We start from the raw sequence: 19,407 nt of genomic DNA, 5'->3' as shown, positions 1-19,407 counted from the left end.
CATCGGATATCAGCAAACCTAAAAATGAAGCAACTTTACAAAAGCATTATAATCATCTTATTCTTTATCAATCTTAAAAGTTACTCCCAAACACAGGAGGCAATAATTTTTTTTAAAAATGGTGATTCCATTGAGGGTTTTGCTGCACTAAAATTCAATAAAATAAAATTTAAAATCTCTCTTGACGATAAAACCGATACATGGGATTACGAACACATTAAAAAAATCACATTCTTTGGTTTTGAAATAAAAAGAACCTTTGAATATGTCACATTAAACTCACTAGACAAACCTAAACTAGTGGAGGTTATTACAGAAGGAGAAGCTACTTTGTATAAAAAACTAGGTTCAGATTACAGCCTTTTTGATCATATCTCAAATCCGCATGATGAAGTACAATCTTATGGTTCATATATTAACGGACAATATTCTCAACCAAGAGACGTCCCTGAATTTTATTATGTTAAAAAAGGAAAAGATAAATATCCAACTTGTCTAAATTGTGGAGTCATCAATTCCTGGAGAAGAAATACTTCTAAATTTTTCGCGGATTGTGATTATATCGTTAAAAAATTAAAAGGCGATAAATGGCTTTTTACTGATATTGAACAAATCGTCGAATTTTACAATGACATTTGTTACGAACAATAAATCATATTTAAAAATAATTTATCCTAATGGAACTGAGATTATTATTAATGATCTTAAAACCCAAAAGGATATTACAAAAAACAATTAATAAATTAACTTTAAACAATTAGAATGAACCCAATCTTGAATCAAAATTTATTTTTAGTAAAAGAACATGTCGGGATGTTCAAAGCTGCAAATAACTACGATATCTACAATCCAGAGAACAACGAACTAATAATGAATTGCCGAGAAAAAAATCTAGGCTTTTTTACTAAAGTATTACGTTTTACCGATTTTAAAAGAGCAACACCTTTTAACATAGAAATTGCAACACCTGCAGGAGAAAAAATAATCAATATAAAACGTGGAGTAGCAATTTTTCGATCTACAGTAGAAGTATTCGACGAAAAAGAATGCTTAATTGGTACATTCAAACAAAAATTACTTTCTATTGGAGGAAAATTTGAAATTTTAGATAAGAATGAAAAAACCGTTTGTATGCTACAAGGAAAATGGACTGGTTGGGATTTTAAATTTACTAAAGACACCAAAATGCTTGGGCAAGTAAATAAAAAATGGGCAGGTATCGGAAAAGAATTCTTTACTAGTGCTGATAATTATGTACTTCAAATTGAAAATACCGTTAGCCAAGATGATAGCTCTAGACAACTTATCTTAGCAGCGGTAATGTGTATTGATATGGTATTGAAAGAATAAAATTACACCTAAAATAATTGAAGCCACGAATTCTCAACAAAAAGGATTCGTGGCTTTTTTTATTATTTATTATTTTGGTATGCTTCTCTATTTTTCTGTTCAGTCAAAATCTTATCCAAGAAAGGCTTTGTTTCCTTTTCTATTTCCTCAGCAGAAATTTCCAAAACTTTAGGATCTTTAGCTAATTGCAACCATGGTTTCTTTCCATCAAAATCATAAGTACCAAAAACGATCACAGGAGTTCCTTTAACCTTCACATTCTCTTTATCTGCCAATACCCATTGATCGGCCCAATCGTAAAGATAACGAGCATCTTTTTCCTGAAGTCGCAAGCACGAATGCGAAGCAGGATATCCCGGCAAAGCATATTCATGAAAACCGACACCTTTCTTGTTCTCTATATTAAAGTTCCATTTTAAATCCCACTCGTCATTAAAAGTACTTACTGTTTTCACTGCTTTCCAATTGGTATAAAAAAGCCCTGTTGGAGTAGGATCCTTTTTTCTCCCCATATTAGTAGGTCCTGTATAAACCAACTGTCCTTTCTCATAAGCGGCAAAAGTTTGCGATGGGTATGAAAAGAAAATTACCTTATCGATAGCTCTCAAATAGGGTACTGTCAACGGAAACGGGAGATAATGTTCGATCTTACCTTTTAAATCAGAAGGTACCAAAATAGAATCCATCTTGGCAAAATTGGTTTTATCAGTTCGGTTAACAGCAACAAGGATATCTAACTGCGTATCGGCAGTAGTATTGGCCTTTAACCAATCTTTTCTGTTTTCTATACGATAAGAAATAGTTGCAGGTTTTTTTCGTATTTCTATTTCTTTAATCTCTGGAGTCTCATTTTTTTTACATGAGAATGACAGAATTGTTATAGCTAAAATAAGAAGTGTCTTTTTCATAATAAATGTGTTTATTACAAATTTGGCTTATTAAATAGAAAAAAGCATTACATAATTTTCTCCTTTTGTTTCTTTATTTAAAGATATCAATAAAATATTTAATGTATTTTAAAATAAAAAAGCGAAAACGTAATAGTGACAAACCAGTTAATTTTATATTAAGAATCCCTATTAAAAGCCACATCCAAAGTTGAAAATAGGTATTTTTGCATGACAAACTATTTTAAACAAATTGTACTTTACAATACATAAAAATAACTACTATGAGTAATCTAAAAAATAAAAATGCGCTAATTACTGGTGCAGGAAAAGGAATTGGAAAAGCAGTTGCTATTGCATTGGCAAAAGAAGGTGTAAATGTAATTTTAATGGCAAGAACTCAAGCTGATATTGATACTGTGGCAGCCGAAATAAATACACTTGGAGTAAAATCATTAGCAATTACTGCTGACGTATCTGACATTAACTCTGTAAATAATGCCGTAGAGAAAGCATTAGCCGAATTTAAAACTATCGATATTTTAATTAACAATGCAGGAATTGCAGCATTTGGTAATTTCTTAGAATTAGAGCCAGCTGCTTGGGAAAGAATTATTCAGGTAAACTTAATGGGTACTTATTATGTAACTCGTGCCGTTTTACCAAATATGATTGCAAACCAAACTGGAGATATCATCAATATTTCTTCAACAGCAGGTTTAAACGGAAATGCATTGACTAGCGCATATAGTGCTTCAAAATTTGCAGTTCTAGGACTAACTGACTCTTTAATGCAAGAAATGAGAAAGCACAATATCAGAGTTACTGCTTTAACACCAAGTACTGTAGCAACCGATATGGCAAAAGAATTAAAACTAACAGATGGTAATCCTGAAAAAGTAATGCAATCTGAAGATATTGCAGAACTAATCATTGCCCAACTTAAACTAAACCGAAGAGTATTTATTAAAAACAGTAGTATTTGGTCTACAAATCCTTAATTAAAAACTGTTAATTATATTAAACACAAATTCCACAAATTTACACTAACTGTTTCGTGTAAATTTGTGGAATTTGTGTTTGTTCTTTCTTCTATTATAAAATCTCGTAAGTCTTGCTTTCTTGCTCAGTCTTATCTTTCTCTTTTAGGCTTCTGCTAATTTATTTACAAACTCTAATCGTACACTTCCGTCTTCATCAATGGTAGTTAAATTAATTTCGTGTAGCGTATTTACTAGTTCAGGATTCCAAGGCGTTTTCACTTTTACATAATTCTCAGTAAAGCCATGAATGTAGCCTTCTTTATTTTCACTTTCAAAAAGTACAGTTTTATTAGCTCCTAATTGACTTTCGTAAAAAGCACGGCGTTTTTTTACTGATAATCCTCGTAGCATTTTACTACGTTTGGCACGCACATTTGCAGGAACAATTCCAGGCATATTAGCCGCTTCGGTATTGTCACGCTCAGAGTAAGTAAAAACGTGTAAGTAAGATATATCCATTTCATTCAAAAAATGATAGGTCTCTAAGAAATGCTCATCCGTTTCACCAGGAAATCCAACAATTACATCGACTCCAATACAAGCATGAGGCATAACTTCACGAATTTTATTTACTCGCTCTGTATATACTTCACGAAGGTAACGACGCTTCATTAATTTCAAAATATCATTACTTCCTGATTGTAACGGAATATGAAAGTGTGGCACAAAAGTTCTGCTCTTAGATACAAATTCAATTGTTTCATTTTTTAACAAATTGGGTTCTATCGAAGAAATTCTCAATCGTTCAATTCCTTCTACTTTATCCAAAGCTTGAACTAAATCCAGAAAAGTATGTTCGTGTTTCTTATTCCCGAATTCCCCTTTTCCATAATCTCCAATATTAACTCCAGTAAGAACTATTTCTTTGATATTTTGAGCTGATATTTCTTTTGCATTTTGTAATACATTCTCCAAAGCATCACTACGTGAAATTCCTCTTGCAAGCGGAATTGTGCAATAGGTACACTTATAATCACAACCATCCTGTACTTTTAAGAAGGCGCGAGTTCTATCTCCAATTGAATAACTTCCTACATAAAAATCGGCTTCCGAAATTTCACAAGAATGAACTTCGCCCATATCATTTTTGCTCAAATCATTGATATAATCAGTAATCTTAAACTTTTCGGTTGCACCCAAAACCAAATCAACACCATCTACCGATGCCAATTCTTCTGGTTTAAGCTGTGCATAACACCCAACAGCTGCAACAAATGCTTTATCGTTAAGTTTCATCGCTTTCTTCACAACCTGCTTAAACTGTTTATCAGCATTTTCAGTAACTGAACATGTATTGATCACATATATATCAGCAACATCTTCAAAATCGACACGATCAAAACCTTCATCATTAAAATTTCTGGCAATTGTTGATGTTTCTGAAAAATTCAGTTTACATCCAAGCGTATAAAAAGCAACTTTTTTTCTATTTTCCATAGCAATAAACTACGTTTTAAGTAGTATCTATTATAATTTATCTCTTTACAAAAGAGTTTGCAAATTTACGTACAATATTTTTTAAAATGAAATCAATAATAAGCTATATATCAATATTTTGACTTACAGTAACTTTTATTTCCTCCAAAAAATACCGAAAAAGCAATACTCTTTTTACTTTTGAGAAAAATGAAACGAAAAATCTAGAAAAAACGAACAAAAAGTTTCATTTTACCCCAATAATAATGCTCTCTAGACTTTTTTTTAGAGATCAAAATCAAAAAAGCATTTTAACTAGCAGATAAATCCTATTTATATATCCTATTTTTTTTCTACAGAGCCTTTTTATATTGAAAAAAAACCACACAATTATATAATTATCAATAAGATACACCCAATGAAAAATAAAAAATTTAAAAAATAAAGTTTTCCTATTATACGCTTTGTTCGCGTAAATATTCGCCTTAAATTCACGCCACGAAAAATGTGGTAAAAACAATACTAATTGGCATCAATTTACGTTAGTTACTTTTTCATAAACATATTGAATTCTTAACTGAATGAAAATATAAATGGGCAAACCGAAAACCATATAGAGTAGGTATATTAAAATTAATTACAAAAACATGAAAGCATTTTTCCCTACAATCTTATTAATGCTATTAACTACTTTTGGAGTACAAGCACAAACTACTAGTGCTACTACAAATCCATTTCCTTCTATTACCACACTTACCTCTTGGGCAAGTTACAATTCACAATCAAAATTTGATATTGAAGTTCGTGGTATTGGATTTAAATTTGAAGTAAAATCTGTTGAGGAAGGTTCAACTGCTTATACCTACATCAGAAAAGTAATTGTAAACGACATTTCTTATACAGACAGAATCGTTTATAGAATTGCAAATGGTAATACTGCAAGTATTATATCACTAGTAACTGCTTCGACAGATTTAGTATCATTGTACACACCACAATTGTCAACATACAAAAGCAACAACTGTAAAACAGAAATGTCAAAAGACAAAAACACAACTTGTTCTTGTTATGAGAATGCTAATTACTCTATTGACCTTTGCGACGAACGTGTGAAACTTACAATGGGAGATGGAAATAAATATTTTATTTCAGTTGCGAAAAAATAAGTTCAAAAGTATAAGATATACCGTTATCTAGTAACGGAACTGTGTTACCAAATCTTTACATACCAAAATCAGCAACAACTTACCTACATTTTGTTTCTAGATTAAAACTAAGAGATTGTAAAGATTTGGGAGGCATTGTGTTTTTTAAAGCCTAAAGATGAGGATTCTTCAGTTCATACCAAACTTCTTGTTCATCATCAAGCATAAAAGAATTCACATACTTTAGTCCTAGTTTTTCTAGAATACTTCTAGAACCACTATTTCCTGCATCTGCATAAGCATAAATTCCTTCTACTTTCATTGTATTAAAAGCATAATCTATAAAAGCTTTCCCAGCTTCAGTAGCATATCCTTTACCCCAATGCTCCTCAATAAAACGATATCCTATTTCGTAGAAATCCTTGTGATTATTGATGCTTTCGGTAATAAATTTTATTCCAGACCAACCTATAAAAGTATTGGTTTCTTTGAGAACTACAGCCCAGCGACCAGTTCCATTATCCTCATATTGCTGTTGTACAAATTTAATATAAGCACGGCTTTCGTCAATATGAGTAATCGGCTTCTTCCCTACATACTTATGTACATTAGGATTAGATTCCAATTCAAAAAGCCCTACATCATCTGTAGAAAGAAGTTCTCTTAATAACAATCGTTCTGTCTCAATTGGAGTTTTCATACTTAGTTTAAAATATATCGTTGCACTACTTCGGCAACACCATGATCATTATTTGAAGCAACAATAACATCGGCTCTATCTCGTAATTCGGGAGTAACGTTGTCTACCCAAACTCCTAAACCTGCATATTCAATCATCGTTAAATCATTGCCTGCGTTTCCTACAGCAATAATCTCGCTTTGATGAATGTTTAATTTATCTGCCAAAAGCTTTAGGCTTGCTGCTTTATCTATTCCGTTTTGAGCTACTTCAAGGAAAAAAGGCTTAGACATTGCAACGCTTAAATGAGGCATTCTCGCTTTTAAATCACTTTCAAGACCTTTCAAATAATTTGGCTCTTCGAGCAAAATACATTTCACAGCATTAGTAGTAACTGCCTCTTTAAAACTTGTGACTTTAGTATGCTTTAAACCAGTAATTGTCTTTTCTATTTCAATAAACTCAGAGTCTGTTTCGCTGATAATCTCGTTATTCAAATAGGTAATAATGTGTGTTTTCTTTTCCACACTATAATCATACAATTCGTGTATTTGTTCTTTTGACAAAGTTTGCTCAAAAAGCACCTCATCCTCTTTTACGCTACTTATAACAGCTCCGTTAAAAGAAATCATATAGGAATTATTTAAATCTAATTCCAATTCTTTTGCAAAAGAAGTCATAGCCGAAGTTGGTCTACCAGAAGCCAAAACTACATAAACGCCCTTTTCTTGAGCCTTAAGAAGCATTTCTTTATTAATTTCCGAAATTTTATGGTCATCGGTCAACAAGGTATCATCCATGTCTAAAACCAGCATTTTATATTGCATATTCTTTTTTTAGTTACCCGTTTCAGTCACAGTAAACACTGTAAACTGCGACTGAAAACTGTAAGCTTAATTACTTGTCCTTAAAGACTCATTCTAAAGTCTTCGATAACTGGATTTGCTTTTGCAAAATCAGTCTCTTGAATAAATACTTCAACAGCTAAATCTGTATTTCCAAAACCACCTAAACGAGCCGATTGGATATTATTTTTAATTACTGTATCTACTTGCGCCTCTTCCAATTTTTGCTGTAACGCTTGTGCTAAAATTTCACTCCCCGAAAATACTTTCATTAATCCCATATCATTTCTATTTTATTTATTAATGTCTTAATTAAAATCTATTCTTCAATATCCTCTTCTTCATCCTCGTTATCTTCATCCTCATCTATTTCGAATAAATAAGGCTCCAGTAACATTTTATCAGTTAAAATTTCGATGCTTTCTGTCAGTTGTTCTGCAAAAACAATTCGTTGCGTTTTAGCAATACTATTTGAAATACGCATGATTTTAGTTTCATGACGTAATTTTAAGATTGGATTAGCATCATCTAAAATAAACATTTTCAAACGGTTTACATTGTATCCTGCAGTAGTAAACATATCGCTTAGTTTATTTGGCGTACCGATTAAAACGTCAATCCCAGTCGATATATAGTTTTTATCATAATCCATATCTCCTTTGTCATGTACTCCGTAAACCTCAAGATTATTATACTTACCGTATTTTTCAAAAAGTTCTTCCATTTCTAGCACCTTTGCTTTGTCTTCTACGATAATCAAAGCACGTGGTGATTCTTCATTTTTACCTGCCAATTGCTGAATAACATTCAATACAATCGTTGTTGATTTCCCACTTCCTTTTGGAGCCACAACAATACAATCTACCCCACTCTTTAGTGTAGAAAAAGTTTCCTGCTGCAATGCATTAGCTTCAGTTAAACCGTTTTCAATTAATGCTTCCTGTAACTTTTCGTTTATTTTTTTTAGTTTCATCTTCAAAGATTGAAAAATTTAAAAAATTTAAAAATTTAAAGATTCTACGTTAGTTCAATCTTTAAATTTTTAAATTTTTAAATCATTAAATTAATTTTTATTTGCTTGCGAACATTTTTACATCTGTTTCAGAAATTTTACTTCCACCTAATATAATGAGGCGTTCCACAACGTTTCTTAACTCTCTTATGTTTCCTGTCCAATCATATTCTTGCAATAATTGTATTGCTTGAGGCGAAAATAACTTAACAGCATTTCCTTGCTCTGATGCTATTTTCTCAACAAAATGAGTAATCAAAGCAGGAATATCTTCTCTTCTATCGTTCAAAGGTGGAACTTTTATCAAAATCACAGCCAAACGATGATATAAATCTTCTCGAAAACGTCCTTCTGCAATTTCGATTTTTAAATCTTTATTCGTTGCGGCAACCACACGAACATCTACTTTTATATCTTTTTCAGCTCCTACTCTTGTAATCATGCTTTCTTGTAAAGCACGCAAAACTTTGGCTTGGGCCGAAAGACTCATATCCCCAATTTCATCTAGAAAGATAGTCCCTTTGTCAGCTGCTTCAAACTTACCTGCTCTGTCTTTTACAGCCGATGTAAAAGCACCTTTTACATGTCCGAACAACTCACTTTCGATTAATTCGCTAGGAATCGCAGCACAGTTTACTTCAATTAAAGGATAATTAGAACGTCCGCTTTTTTCATGCAGTTGATGTGCAACCAATTCTTTTCCGGTTCCATTAGGCCCTGTAATTAAAACTCTTGCTTCGGTTTCGGCTACTTTATCAATCATAATTTTAATATGACTAATAGCTTCACTATCACCGATCATTTCATAATTTTTACTTACTTTTTTCTTTAAAATCTTATTTTCAACAACAAGCTTTTTTCTGTCCAAAGCATTACGAACTGTATTTAACAAACGATTTAAATCTGGCGGTTTTGAAATATAATCAAATGCTCCTAAGCGCATGGTATGAATTGCTGTTTCCATATCACCATGGCCAGAAATCATAACCATTGGAATCTCAGGTTTGATTTTCTTCACTTCTTCCAATACCTCAACACCATCCATTTTTGGCATTTTGATATCACACAAAACCAAATCGTAATCGTTATTTTTTATCTTTTCAAGTCCCGAAATACCATCTTCTGCATCCTCCACTTGATAGCTATCATTTTCTTCTGATAGTATTTTGGTAAGTACTCTACGAATAGCTGCTTCGTCTTCTATAATTAGTATTTTACTCATTTTTTTTTGAGATTCTAAGTTGCAAAGGCACAAAGGTACAAAGTTTAAAATCTTTGTCACTTTATAACCCAACAGCTTTATTATTATTTTAATATTAACCACAAGGTTAAAAAAGAACAAAGGCACAAAACCTAAAGCTTTTGTCCCTTTGTCGCTCAGTACCTTTGTTACTTTTTTAATATTTAAGCCATCTATATAATTCTTTCCATGTAGGTTTCTTACCATACATCAATATTCCTACGCGATAAATTTTGGCAGCAAACCAAACTACTGCAAAAAACGAAGCAAACAATAAAGTTACTGAAATAACTATTTGCCACCAAGGCACTCCAAACGGAAGTCGCATTAACATAACAATCGGTGAGGTTAACGGTATCATCGAAAACACTACAGCAATAGTCCCATGCGGGTCATTCACCACAGTAAAGAAACCAATATAAACGCTCAAAATCAAAGGCATAATAATAGGCAAAAGAAATTGCTGCGAATCAGTTTGGTTATCAACCGCTGCCCCAATAGCGGCATAAAACGAACTATATAAAAAATAACCTCCTATGAAATAAACCACGAATCCCATTAAGATACTTGCAATTGGCAAATTCCATAATTCATTGATATACATTTGTGCTGTTCCTATAAATTCCTTTTGAGCTGCATGCATTAACTCTGGCGGAATCTTGGCGGTTGGACCAACATTTACACCAAAAAATGCCGATGCAGCAAACATTAAAGCAAATCCTATTACTGCCCAAATTAAAAACTGTAACAACCCTGCTAATGAAGTTCCAATTATCTTACCCATCATTAACTGAAAAGGTTTTACTGATGAGATAATAATCTCAATAATTCTATTGGTTTTTTCTTCGATTACACTTCGCATAACCATATTACCATAAATAACAATAAACATCATTATCAAGTAGCCAAATGATCCTCCAATAGCAATTTTTATTTCATTTAGTCCTTTTAAACTTTCCTCTCCAGATGCTTTTGCAAGATGAATATTTACTTTTGCCTGAGCATTTTTTATCGCTAATGTATCTAAATCTGCTTCTTGAAAATTAATTCTCGTAATCTCGTCCGCAATTGTATTTTGTGTGTTTTCTATAAAAGAAATACTTGGACTATTATTTGATATAAATTCAATCCGACCTTCTAAATCTTTTATCTTATCCGTTTTAGGAATCAAAAGCAATCCATCTAAACTTTCTTTGGCAATACTATCTTTTAGTGATTGTAATGGCACTTTTGATAAATCAAGATATCTGAACTCAATATTTTTCGCATTCTGCTTTGTAAACTGTGAAGCAAACAAACCCGTTTCGTCATGAATTGCAATACGTTTTGTTTCAGCTTTCATAGAACTTAAATATCCGATAAAAGCAGCTATCCCAACAAACAATAGCGGACTTAAAAAAGTCATTACAACAAATGACTTATTACGAACTTTAGAAATAAATTCTCTTTTTATAATTAATGATATAATACTCATTTTTTATTTTAGATTGTTAGATTTTTAGACTACTTAGACTTGCTTAGATTATTTGATTATTCATTTTTTTTGATTTCTCTAGACTTTCTTGGGCTTATTAGATTTTAAGATTAACCTAAGTAGTCCAAAAATCTAAGCAAGTCTAACAATCTATTTCGTTACTGTTTGAATAAAAATATCGTTTACACTTGGAATTTTCTCAACAAAATGTGTCACTTGTCCGCGTTGTGTCAATATATTCAATAATTCATTTGGAGTAGCGTTATTTATTTGAATTTCTAGTTTTAATTCATCTCCTAATGATTTAAAATTTGCAGGCAAAACAGTGAATTTTTGTGTAATATCATACATCAAACCTTCGACGTTATTTGTCAATATACCAACCTCAAAACTATTTGTCTTAAATTGTCTTTTTACATCAACCAATTTTCCTTCAATCAGTTTATTCGATTTATGAATCAAAGCAATATGATCGCAAAGTTCCTCTACACTTTCCATTCGGTGTGTCGAAAAAATAATTGTTGCCCCTTGTTCTTTTAATGCCAAAATTTCATCTTTTATGACATTGGCATTAACTGGATCAAAACCTGAAAATGGCTCATCAAAAATCAACAATTTTGGTTTATGCAATACACAAACTACAAATTGGATTTTCTGTGCCATTCCTTTTGACAATTCCTGAACTTTTTTGTTCCACCATCCTTGTATCTCTAACCTATCAAACCAATATTCCAATTGTTTTTTAGCTTCGGCTTTAGACAATCCTTTCATCTGAGCCAAATACAAACATTGCTCTCCTACTTTCATAGAACTATACAAACCTCTTTCTTCAGGAAGGTATCCAATATGTTGAACATGTTTTGGGTCTAATTTTTCGCCATCAAGAATTACCTCACCACTATCTGGATAAGTAATCTGATTTATAATTCGTATAAGTGATGTTTTTCCTGCTCCATTGGGCCCTAACAGTCCGTAAATACTACCTTTAGGAACATCTAATGAAACTTCATTAAGCGCAACATAATCACCGTATTGTTTTACGACATTATGTACTTCGAGTAAGTTGCTCATGCTTTTTTTTTGGATTTACTAAATCAATATGGCCTTTTTGGCCTCGCGTGTGTAAAAGTAAATAATTAGTAGCGAATACTTCATATTGTTACAAAAAAAAACCCGTCTTAAACAAAGTTTAAGACGGGTTGTAAATTAATTATAACGTTTTACAAAAGATTAAGATTGTTTATGAAAACATATCTTTTACTTTTTCAAAAAATGATTTATCCGTTTTCTCAGGATGCGGAGTAAAATGTTCGTCATTCAAAGCATTTTCAAAGAACTGTTTTTGCTCTTTGCTTAATGTTTTTGGTGTCCAAACATTCACATGTACTAATAAATCTCCATTTCCGTATCCATTGATACTTGGAATTCCTTTTCCTTTCAATCTTAGAATTTTCCCAGATTGAATTCCTTCTTCTAATTTAATTCGTACTTTTCCGTTAATCGCTTCAATATCTTTTGAGATACCTAAAACAGCTTCTGGAAAACTTATATATAAATCGTAATGTAAATTTTCTCCTTCACGCTTCAGTAATTCGTGCTCAAGTTCTTCAATTGCAACAATTAAATCACCTGGTACGCTATTTCCTGGCGCATCGTTTCCTTTACCAGAAACTTTTAACTGCATTCCATCAACAACTCCTGCAGGAATTTTGATTGATACAGTTTCATCTTCCTGAACCATTCCTTGCGAATCTGCATTGGCAGGTTTTTTATCTAAAATCTGACCAGAACCTCCACAACTTGGACAAGTCGAAGCGGATTGCATTCTACCTAAAATAGTATTAGTCACACGCATTACCTGCCCTTGACCATTACATGTAGAACATGTTTTATAAGTAACCCCTTTGGCTTGAACCTTACGTTTTACTTTTACTTTTTTCTCAACACCATTTGCAATCTCTTCTAAAGTTAATTTAACTTTAATTCTAAGATTACTTCCTTTAGTACGACGAGGGCCTCCGCCACCGCCTCCTCCGAAACCACCAAATCCGCCTCCGAAGATGTCGCCAAACTGACTGAATATGTCATCCATATTCATGCCACCATGTCCACCACCTCCAAAACCACCTGAACCATCAAAGGCTTGGTGTCCGTATTGGTCGTATTTGGCTTTTTTATTAGGGTCGCTTAAAACTTCATATGCTTCTGCAGCCAATTTGAAGTTCTCTTCTGCCTCTTTATTATCCGGATTTTTATCCGGATGATATTTTAACGCACATTTACGGTACGCTTTTTTAATCTCAGCAGCATCCGCATTTTTTGAAATGCCTAATATTTCGTAAAAATCTTTTTTCATAATTGTTTAAATTCCAAAAAACAAAACCCAATAAATAACTCAATTCTGAAAATTCAAAACTATCTATTTGGGATTTGGGATTTATAATTTGTTATTTTAGTTTCCAACGACAACTTTAGGAAAACGAATAATTTTGTCTCCTAATTTGTATCCTTTTTCTATAACATCAACGATTTTACCCTTCAATTTATCTGAAGGTGCTGGAATTTGAGTAATAGCTTCTGCATAATCTGCATTAAATGCATCTCCTGCTCTCACTTCAATTTGCTCTAAACCTTTAGCAACTAAAGTGCTTTTTAGTTTTTCGTGAATTAGCTCAACTCCTTTAGTCAATGTTTCATCATTAGATTTGCTGATTTCAACCATTGCTCTGTCAAAATCATCTAATACAGGAAGCATTGCTAACAACACCTCTTGATTAGCGGTTTTAAACAAATCCATTCTTTCTTTTGAAGTTCTTTTTTTGTAATTTTCAAACTCAGCAAACAATCTCAAGAATTTATCTTTTTCTTTGGCTAAGTCTTGAGCTAATTGTTCTTCTACACTTAATTCCTCAATAATAATTTGTTCGCCATTGGCATTATTCTCTAACGTTACGTCATCTATTTCTTGATCGATTTCTGTATTCTCCGTAGTCATATTACTTTTATTTTTAAAAATATTCTTAAACTTCATTTTTTATTCTTTTCTATGGATTGCAAAAGTACTGCCAAATCTTATAAAATGTCAAATTGTCATCTTTTGACAAATATTCATTTTATTCAGCCACGATTTAATCCATCTAAAGCAATGATATTCTCAAAAAATTAATATAATTTTAAGAGAATTACCTTCAGGATTAAATACATTTGAGGTAATAACAAAATCGTTATTATTATCTATTAAAATTGAATCAAAGGTTAGCCTTCGGCTTTTATAATAAATTATTAATTCAACTTTACTATAATAAAAAAAGCTTCGCCTAATAGACGAAGCTTTTTTTTGCTTTTTTTACACCTTCTAACTGAAAGCCTCTGTCAAAGTAATTGCACGGGCGGAGGGATTCGAACCCCCATCAACGGTTTTGGAGACCGCTATTCTACCCTTGAACTACGCCCGTAACTAGAGCCGCAAATTAAACGCTTTTTTTTCTTTCTCACCAATTATTTCACGCAAATTTGAAAAGATTTAAGCTAATAAATTCCAACAATCCACTAACACAATCACCTCCAGAACTTTGTGGATTTTACATTCTTTAATCAAAACAAAAACTTTGTGAAATAACCGCAAAGACCATCAAGTTTTTAAAAGTATTGTTTTATAAAAACACAAAGTTCACAAAGCTTTGTGTTGATCTAGCTTTGCGAACTTTGTGTTTTCTATGCGTGAGTAAAATTAAATCTTAGCGCACTTTGCGGTTAAACTCTTATACCAATAATGCTTTCTTTAATCCCTCTAAATCAACCGAAACTTGTTCGCCTGTTAGCAAATTTTTAAGCGAATACAAATTTGATTCCATTTCTACATCACCAACAATAACCGCAAAAGGAATTGCACGTTTATCCGCATGCTGAAACTGTTTTCCTACCTTTACATTCTCAGGATATAATTCAACTTTAATATTTTCTTTTCTTAATTCCTGAATGGCTTTTAGCGCATAAAATGCTTCTTTATCACCATAGTTTATAAACAAAGCTTTTGAAGTTGCTGTAACAGTTTCAGGAAACAATTGCAACTCCTCTAATACTAAATAAATACGATCTAATCCAAAAGATATTCCAACACCACTCATATTTTTCAATCCAAAAATACCAGTTAAATCATCGTATCTTCCGCCACCGCCAATAGATCCCATTGCAACCGTTTTTGGCGCACCAACTTCAAAAATTGCTCCTGTGTAATAGTTGAGGCCACGAGCAAGAGTAACATCCAAATCTAAGATTGCAGTAGACAACCCTAAACTAGAAACATTGTCACATATAAATCGCAATTCCTCTACTCCTTTCATCCCTTCTTCTGAAGAAGCTAATAAATCAGAAAGCTGATTAATTTTATCTGAAATAGTTCCTGTAAAACTAAATAATGGTTGCACTTTTACAAGGGCTTCTTCCGAAATTCCTTTCTCCATCATTTCTTTTTTCACACCATCTTCACCTATTTTATCAAGCTTATCTAATGCAACTGTGAAATCAATTAATTTATCCGAAGCTCCAATAACTTCTGCAATTCCAGATAATATTTTTCGGTTGTTAATTTTTATTGTTACACCGCTTAACCCCAAAGAAGTAAAAACAGTATCATATAATTGTACCAACTCTACTTCCTGCCACAATGATTTTGAACCAACAACATCGGCATCACACTGGAAAAACTCTCTAAAACGTCCTTTCTGCGGACGATCTGCACGCCAAACTGGCTGAATCTGATACCTTTTAAAAGGAAATTCAATTTCGTTTTGGTGCTGTACCACATATCTTGCAAAAGGAACAGTTAAATCATAACGTAAGGCTTTTTCAGAAATACTAGAAGTTAATTTCGTACTGTCTTTTGCTTCTAAATGCGCTTCGTTTGCTTTAGACAAATAGTCACCTGAATTCAATATTTTAAAAATCAAGCGATCACCTTCTTCGCCATATTTACCCATTAAGGTTTCCGAATTTTCAAATGAAGGCGTTTCTATTGGTTGAAAACCAAATTTCTCGAAATTACTTCTTATAATTTGAATAATATATTGACGCTTTGCCACCTCGGTTGGTGAAAAATCTCTGGTTCCTTTAGGAATACTAGGTTTTGATGCCATTTAATTTGGTATTTTAAATTTTAGACTTATAGTTTCAGATTTCTCAGAATTGTAAATCGAATGCAAATATCTCAATTTTAAAATAAATAATGACTCTTCTAAAACAAACTTGTAACAAAAATTGTATTTTCGTGACAAACTAGTATGATGCTAAAATTATTCAAAGAAAATATCCGAATTGCATTTGGTTCGATCCGAACTCAATTATTACGAACGATTCTTACCGTTTTAATTATTGCAATCGGCATCACTGCTTTAGTTGGAATTCTAACCGTAGTTTCGGCTTTAGAAAATACCATTTCTACCGATTTTGCTTCTATGGGAGCAAACACCTTCAATATTAATCAATACGAAAACGAAGTTAGAAATCGTGGTGGAAACGAAAGAGAAATCATAAACCCTATCATTTCGTATCCCGAAGCTGTCGCTTTCAAAAACAAATTCAAATACCCATTTACCGAAACATCGCTTTCATTTACAGCAACTTCTACCGCCGAAGTAAAATACCTATCCACTAAAACCGATCCCGAAATTAAAGTTCTAGGTGTCGACGAGCACTTTATTGGTAACTCAGGCTTAGAAACTAGCATAGGTAGAACCTTTAATCAATTTGATATCGAGAACAATACTTACGTATGCATATTAGGCTCTGATTTCATGAAAGGATTGTTAAAAGACGTAAATCCAATTGATAAAATTATTTCTATTCGTGGCGCACGATTTAAAGTTATTGGCGTATTAAAAGAAAAAGGATCCACATTTGGAAACAGTCAGGATTTACGCGTACTAATTCCGATACAAGTAGCCCGTTCTTTATTTACAGCACCAAACATAAATTATACGATAAGCGTAATGGTTTCTAAAAAAGAATTACTAGATCAAGCTATCGATAATGCAACAAGCACCATGCGTCGCGTTCGAAAATTAAGCCCCATACGCGATAATAATTTTGGCGTAGTACGAAGCGATGATCTTATCAATCGCATCCTCAGTATCACACAATACCTTGGCTTAGCAGCATGGGCTATTAGCATCATTACTATTTTAGGTTCATCGATTGCTTTAATGAATATCATGATCGTGTCGGTAACAGAGCGTACCCGCGAAATCGGTGTTCGTAAAGCTTTGGGAGCTAAAAAGTCGACGGTTGCCGTACAATTCTTTATCGAAACCTTACTCATAGGACAATTAGGTGGTTTAATCGGAATTATTCTAGGAATCCTGGTTGGTTTTGCATTTGCATCTGCAATGAAATTTGTATTCGTAATTCCTTGGATGGCAATTTTCGCTGCTTTCAGCACCAGTTTTGTAGTTGCCATTGTGTCAGGATTATATCCCGCAATAAAAGCATCCAAACTTGACCCTATCGAAGCTTTACGCTACGAATAATTCAGTTTACAGTCGTAGTATTTCTTCCAAGGTTACAAAAAACCTTGGAGGAAACTCTCATTTTACTTTTCACTTTTCACAAAACAAAAAATTTATTTCACACAAAAAATCATCCTATCATTATCATAAATATCCTTGCGCAATTCAATGTTTTTAAAGCCTAAATTCTCGAGTAACTCAGCTGTTTCTTTGCCTAAATATTGATTGATTTCAAAATAAAGGCTTCCATTTTTTACTAAATTTTTCTGTGCCAATTCTGCTATTTTTCTGTAAAAAATCAATGCATTATTATCGGCTACAAAAAGCGCCAAATGAGGCTCATTATCTAAAACATTCTTCTTGATTTCTTCTTTTTCTAAATTTCGAACATAAGGCGGATTCGATACAATAACATCAAATCCCTGCATTAAATCATCAGTTTCCAGAATATTTCGATGCAAAAAAGTAACCGAAACGTCATTAGAGATAGCATTCCTTTTGGCTGTAGCCAAAGCTCCTTCTGAAACATCAATAGCAAAAACCTGAGCCTTAGGAAGATTCTTAGCCAACGAAATTGCAATACAACCACTTCCTGTACCTATATCTAAAATTTTTAAACTTTTGTTTTTTTGAGTTGCAAGATGATTAGATATGATCCACTCCACCAACTCTTCTGTCTCTGGTCGCGGAATCAAAACATTGGGATTTACCTCAAAATCCAATCCGTAGAAATTAGTCTTCCCTAACAAATATTGAATTGGGATTTCCTTTTTTAATTCAGTAACCAGAATATTCCAATCCTTAATTTCTTCGTCTGAAAAAGACAAATCTGGATTTAAAGCCAAATCTATTTGCTTAAGATTTCGTTTCTCTTCTAAAATTAAATAGAAAAAACTCTCCACTTCCAGAACATCGTAAATCCCTGAAAGCTCTTGAATAAATTGCGTTCTGTATTGTTTTATTTTCATTTTTATATTTGTTATTAAAAAGCAGCCCTTAATTAGCAATCAAATTGCACTGCAACTTCAGAAACTCTTTTCATCGCTTCTCCACTTTTTGCTTTTGATGAAAGAAACAAAATTACTCGTTCCTCTTCATAATCCCTATTTGCACTAAAAACAAAGTCTAATTTTCCATCACCATCAATATCTCCAACAAAAAGCAACACTACAAATGTATCGTTAAATGACTGCTCTGTTAAAAGTAATTTTTCCGAAGTATTCCCCGCAGTTAAATAAAGCTTATAGCTTTCGACCTTCTTAAAAACCTCTTCTTTATTATCATCTGTAGAAACTATTTCAGAAGAAAGCACTTTGCCTTCGGCACGCAAAGTATAATTGATATTATTAAATGTATAAGTTACTTTTTCGGTTGGCCATATTTTGTCTTTATTAATTTTTAAAGACTGTATTTTCCCTAATTTCAAACTAGGATAATCCATAAAAATAATTGATTTGTTTTTAGGAATAATTGATATTAAAGAATCTCCAGAACATTCATCGAATCCTTTTTCTGTTTTATAATCTGCCTTCCCTAAATAATACTCCCCATTCTGTTCATATAAATCAATCCATGCTTTAGTTAAAGAAGCAGCAGGATTTTCACCTTCATAACTTCTATAACTTCTAGGTAACAAAATATCAAAGTCATTTTTTAAATCTCCATCCGAAACTTCTTCTACTTTTTGAACAGAATCTTTTACAATTGGTTTTTCACTAACTCCGACAGTTTTTTCTATTTTTACTTCTTTAGAATCTTTACACGACAATAGGATTGAAATCAAAACAATTCCAACAACTAATTTTTTCATACG

General features: G+C 32.5%; 19 protein-coding genes and 1 tRNA gene. 5 read left to right on the top strand and 15 right to left on the bottom strand.

From position 1 onward, the window contains the following. The first annotated feature begins 24 nt into the window (after positions 1–24). Positions 25–651: a hypothetical protein gene (locus LPB87_RS02070; RefSeq protein ID WP_230604676.1), complete on the top strand. Its 627-nt coding sequence runs from the start codon at positions 25–27 to the stop codon at positions 649–651. A 111-nt stretch (positions 652–762) separates the two neighbouring features. Then, a complete protein-coding gene (locus LPB87_RS02065) occupies positions 763–1,350 on the top strand; it encodes a phospholipid scramblase-related protein (RefSeq protein WP_230604674.1) in 588 nt (195 codons plus the stop codon). 62 nt (positions 1,351–1,412) lie between these two features. Here the strand turns inward: LPB87_RS02065 and LPB87_RS02060 are convergent, their stop codons facing one another. After that, positions 1,413–2,258: a L,D-transpeptidase gene (locus LPB87_RS02060; RefSeq protein ID WP_230604672.1), complete on the bottom strand. Its 846-nt coding sequence runs from the start codon at positions 2,256–2,258 to the stop codon at positions 1,413–1,415. Positions 2,259–2,521: 263 nt separating this feature from the next. On the opposite strand from LPB87_RS02060, the gene LPB87_RS02055 reads away from it, so the two are divergent. Beyond that, positions 2,522–3,238, top strand: a complete 717-nt coding sequence (locus LPB87_RS02055) for a 3-ketoacyl-ACP reductase (protein WP_230604670.1) — start codon at positions 2,522–2,524, stop codon at positions 3,236–3,238. A 144-nt stretch (positions 3,239–3,382) separates the two neighbouring features. Here the strand turns inward: LPB87_RS02055 and mtaB are convergent, their stop codons facing one another. Beyond that, positions 3,383–4,717 carry a tRNA (N(6)-L-threonylcarbamoyladenosine(37)-C(2))-methylthiotransferase MtaB gene (gene mtaB / locus LPB87_RS02050; RefSeq protein WP_129537510.1) on the bottom strand — a complete coding sequence of 445 codons (1,335 nt, stop codon included), beginning with the start codon at positions 4,715–4,717 and terminating at the stop codon, positions 3,383–3,385. 626 nt (positions 4,718–5,343) lie between these two features. On the opposite strand from mtaB, the gene LPB87_RS02045 reads away from it, so the two are divergent. After that, on the top strand, positions 5,344–5,862 hold the full coding sequence (locus tag LPB87_RS02045; protein ID WP_129537509.1) for a hypothetical protein: 519 nt from the start codon (positions 5,344–5,346) through the stop codon (positions 5,860–5,862). Positions 5,863–6,013: 151 nt separating this feature from the next. Here LPB87_RS02045 and LPB87_RS02040 read toward each other — a convergent pair whose 3' ends face one another. From LPB87_RS02040 to hisS, 11 genes are all read right to left on the bottom strand, one after another. After that, on the bottom strand, positions 6,014–6,541 hold the full coding sequence (locus LPB87_RS02040) for a GNAT family N-acetyltransferase (protein WP_230604668.1): 528 nt from the start codon (positions 6,539–6,541) through the stop codon (positions 6,014–6,016). A gap of 2 nt (positions 6,542–6,543) precedes the next feature. Then, a complete protein-coding gene (locus LPB87_RS02035; RefSeq protein WP_230604666.1) occupies positions 6,544–7,347 on the bottom strand; it encodes a Cof-type HAD-IIB family hydrolase in 804 nt (267 codons plus the stop codon). An 80-nt stretch (positions 7,348–7,427) separates the two neighbouring features. Further along, the gene (locus LPB87_RS02030; protein ID WP_129537506.1) at positions 7,428–7,646 is read right to left on the bottom strand and encodes a DUF2007 domain-containing protein; all 219 of its coding nucleotides are present in this window, start codon (positions 7,644–7,646) and stop codon (positions 7,428–7,430) included. A 38-nt stretch (positions 7,647–7,684) separates the two neighbouring features. Next, on the bottom strand, positions 7,685–8,338 hold the full coding sequence (locus LPB87_RS02025) for a DEAD/DEAH box helicase (RefSeq protein ID WP_230604664.1): 654 nt from the start codon (positions 8,336–8,338) through the stop codon (positions 7,685–7,687). Between the two features lie 97 nt (positions 8,339–8,435). Further along, positions 8,436–9,599, bottom strand: coding sequence for a sigma-54 dependent transcriptional regulator (locus LPB87_RS02020; RefSeq protein WP_230604662.1), 1,164 nt, complete (start codon positions 9,597–9,599; stop codon positions 8,436–8,438). Positions 9,600–9,774: 175 nt separating this feature from the next. Beyond that, on the bottom strand, positions 9,775–11,091 hold the full coding sequence (locus LPB87_RS02015) for an ABC transporter permease (protein WP_129537503.1): 1,317 nt from the start codon (positions 11,089–11,091) through the stop codon (positions 9,775–9,777). 150 nt (positions 11,092–11,241) lie between these two features. Then, positions 11,242–12,162 (bottom strand): ATP-binding cassette domain-containing protein, encoded by a 921-nt coding sequence (locus LPB87_RS02010; protein ID WP_230604660.1) that lies wholly within the window; start codon positions 12,160–12,162, stop codon positions 11,242–11,244. A gap of 169 nt (positions 12,163–12,331) precedes the next feature. Then, positions 12,332–13,447: a molecular chaperone DnaJ gene (gene dnaJ, locus LPB87_RS02005; RefSeq protein ID WP_129537502.1), complete on the bottom strand. Its 1,116-nt coding sequence runs from the start codon at positions 13,445–13,447 to the stop codon at positions 12,332–12,334. A 96-nt stretch (positions 13,448–13,543) separates the two neighbouring features. Then, a complete protein-coding gene (locus tag LPB87_RS02000) occupies positions 13,544–14,122 on the bottom strand; it encodes a nucleotide exchange factor GrpE (protein WP_129537501.1) in 579 nt (192 codons plus the stop codon). 353 nt (positions 14,123–14,475) lie between these two features. Continuing rightward, positions 14,476–14,546: transfer RNA gene (locus LPB87_RS01995), tRNA-Trp, on the bottom strand. A gap of 306 nt (positions 14,547–14,852) precedes the next feature. Continuing rightward, positions 14,853–16,226, bottom strand: a complete 1,374-nt coding sequence (gene hisS / locus LPB87_RS01990) for a histidine--tRNA ligase (protein WP_230604657.1) — start codon at positions 16,224–16,226, stop codon at positions 14,853–14,855. 144 nt (positions 16,227–16,370) lie between these two features. Between hisS and LPB87_RS01985 the strand changes: the two genes are divergently transcribed. Then, positions 16,371–17,615 (top strand): ABC transporter permease, encoded by a 1,245-nt coding sequence (locus tag LPB87_RS01985; RefSeq protein WP_230604655.1) that lies wholly within the window; start codon positions 16,371–16,373, stop codon positions 17,613–17,615. 92 nt (positions 17,616–17,707) lie between these two features. Here the strand turns inward: LPB87_RS01985 and prmC are convergent, their stop codons facing one another. Beyond that, the gene (gene prmC, locus LPB87_RS01980; protein WP_230604654.1) at positions 17,708–18,562 is read right to left on the bottom strand and encodes a peptide chain release factor N(5)-glutamine methyltransferase; all 855 of its coding nucleotides are present in this window, start codon (positions 18,560–18,562) and stop codon (positions 17,708–17,710) included. Positions 18,563–18,594: 32 nt separating this feature from the next. Then, positions 18,595–19,404 (bottom strand): hypothetical protein, encoded by an 810-nt coding sequence (locus tag LPB87_RS01975; RefSeq protein ID WP_230604652.1) that lies wholly within the window; start codon positions 19,402–19,404, stop codon positions 18,595–18,597. Positions 19,405–19,407: the final 3 nt, after the last annotated feature.

Source organism: Flavobacterium sp. EDS (assembly GCF_020991525.1).
GTDB lineage: Bacteria > Bacteroidota > Bacteroidia > Flavobacteriales > Flavobacteriaceae > Flavobacterium.
This window is presented reverse-complemented; position numbering and strand designations above follow the sequence as displayed.

Excerpts from the sequence above, each read along its gene's own strand:
- LPB87_RS02070 (WP_230604676.1), top strand. The coding sequence starts at position 25 with ATGAAGCAACTTTACAAAAGCATTATAATCATCTTATTCTTTATCAAT.
- LPB87_RS02065 (WP_230604674.1), top strand. The coding sequence starts at position 763 with ATGAACCCAATCTTGAATCAAAATTTATTTTTAGTAAAAGAACATGTC.
- LPB87_RS02060 (WP_230604672.1), bottom strand. The coding sequence starts at position 2,258 with ATGAAAAAGACACTTCTTATTTTAGCTATAACAATTCTGTCATTCTCA.
- LPB87_RS02055 (WP_230604670.1), top strand. The coding sequence starts at position 2,522 with ATGAGTAATCTAAAAAATAAAAATGCGCTAATTACTGGTGCAGGAAAA.
- mtaB (WP_129537510.1), bottom strand. The coding sequence starts at position 4,717 with ATGGAAAATAGAAAAAAAGTTGCTTTTTATACGCTTGGATGTAAACTG.
- LPB87_RS02045 (WP_129537509.1), top strand. The coding sequence starts at position 5,344 with ATGAAAGCATTTTTCCCTACAATCTTATTAATGCTATTAACTACTTTT.
- LPB87_RS02040 (WP_230604668.1), bottom strand. The coding sequence starts at position 6,541 with ATGAAAACTCCAATTGAGACAGAACGATTGTTATTAAGAGAACTTCTT.
- LPB87_RS02035 (WP_230604666.1), bottom strand. The coding sequence starts at position 7,347 with ATGCAATATAAAATGCTGGTTTTAGACATGGATGATACCTTGTTGACC.
- LPB87_RS02030 (WP_129537506.1), bottom strand. The coding sequence starts at position 7,646 with ATGGGATTAATGAAAGTATTTTCGGGGAGTGAAATTTTAGCACAAGCG.
- LPB87_RS02025 (WP_230604664.1), bottom strand. The coding sequence starts at position 8,338 with ATGAAACTAAAAAAAATAAACGAAAAGTTACAGGAAGCATTAATTGAA.
- LPB87_RS02020 (WP_230604662.1), bottom strand. The coding sequence starts at position 9,599 with ATGAGTAAAATACTAATTATAGAAGACGAAGCAGCTATTCGTAGAGTA.
- LPB87_RS02015 (WP_129537503.1), bottom strand. The coding sequence starts at position 11,091 with ATGAGTATTATATCATTAATTATAAAAAGAGAATTTATTTCTAAAGTT.
- LPB87_RS02010 (WP_230604660.1), bottom strand. The coding sequence starts at position 12,162 with ATGAGCAACTTACTCGAAGTACATAATGTCGTAAAACAATACGGTGAT.
- dnaJ (WP_129537502.1), bottom strand. The coding sequence starts at position 13,447 with ATGAAAAAAGATTTTTACGAAATATTAGGCATTTCAAAAAATGCGGAT.
- LPB87_RS02000 (WP_129537501.1), bottom strand. The coding sequence starts at position 14,122 with ATGAAGTTTAAGAATATTTTTAAAAATAAAAGTAATATGACTACGGAG.
- hisS (WP_230604657.1), bottom strand. The coding sequence starts at position 16,226 with ATGGCATCAAAACCTAGTATTCCTAAAGGAACCAGAGATTTTTCACCA.
- LPB87_RS01985 (WP_230604655.1), top strand. The coding sequence starts at position 16,371 with ATGATGCTAAAATTATTCAAAGAAAATATCCGAATTGCATTTGGTTCG.
- prmC (WP_230604654.1), bottom strand. The coding sequence starts at position 18,562 with ATGAAAATAAAACAATACAGAACGCAATTTATTCAAGAGCTTTCAGGG.
- LPB87_RS01975 (WP_230604652.1), bottom strand. The coding sequence starts at position 19,404 with ATGAAAAAATTAGTTGTTGGAATTGTTTTGATTTCAATCCTATTGTCG.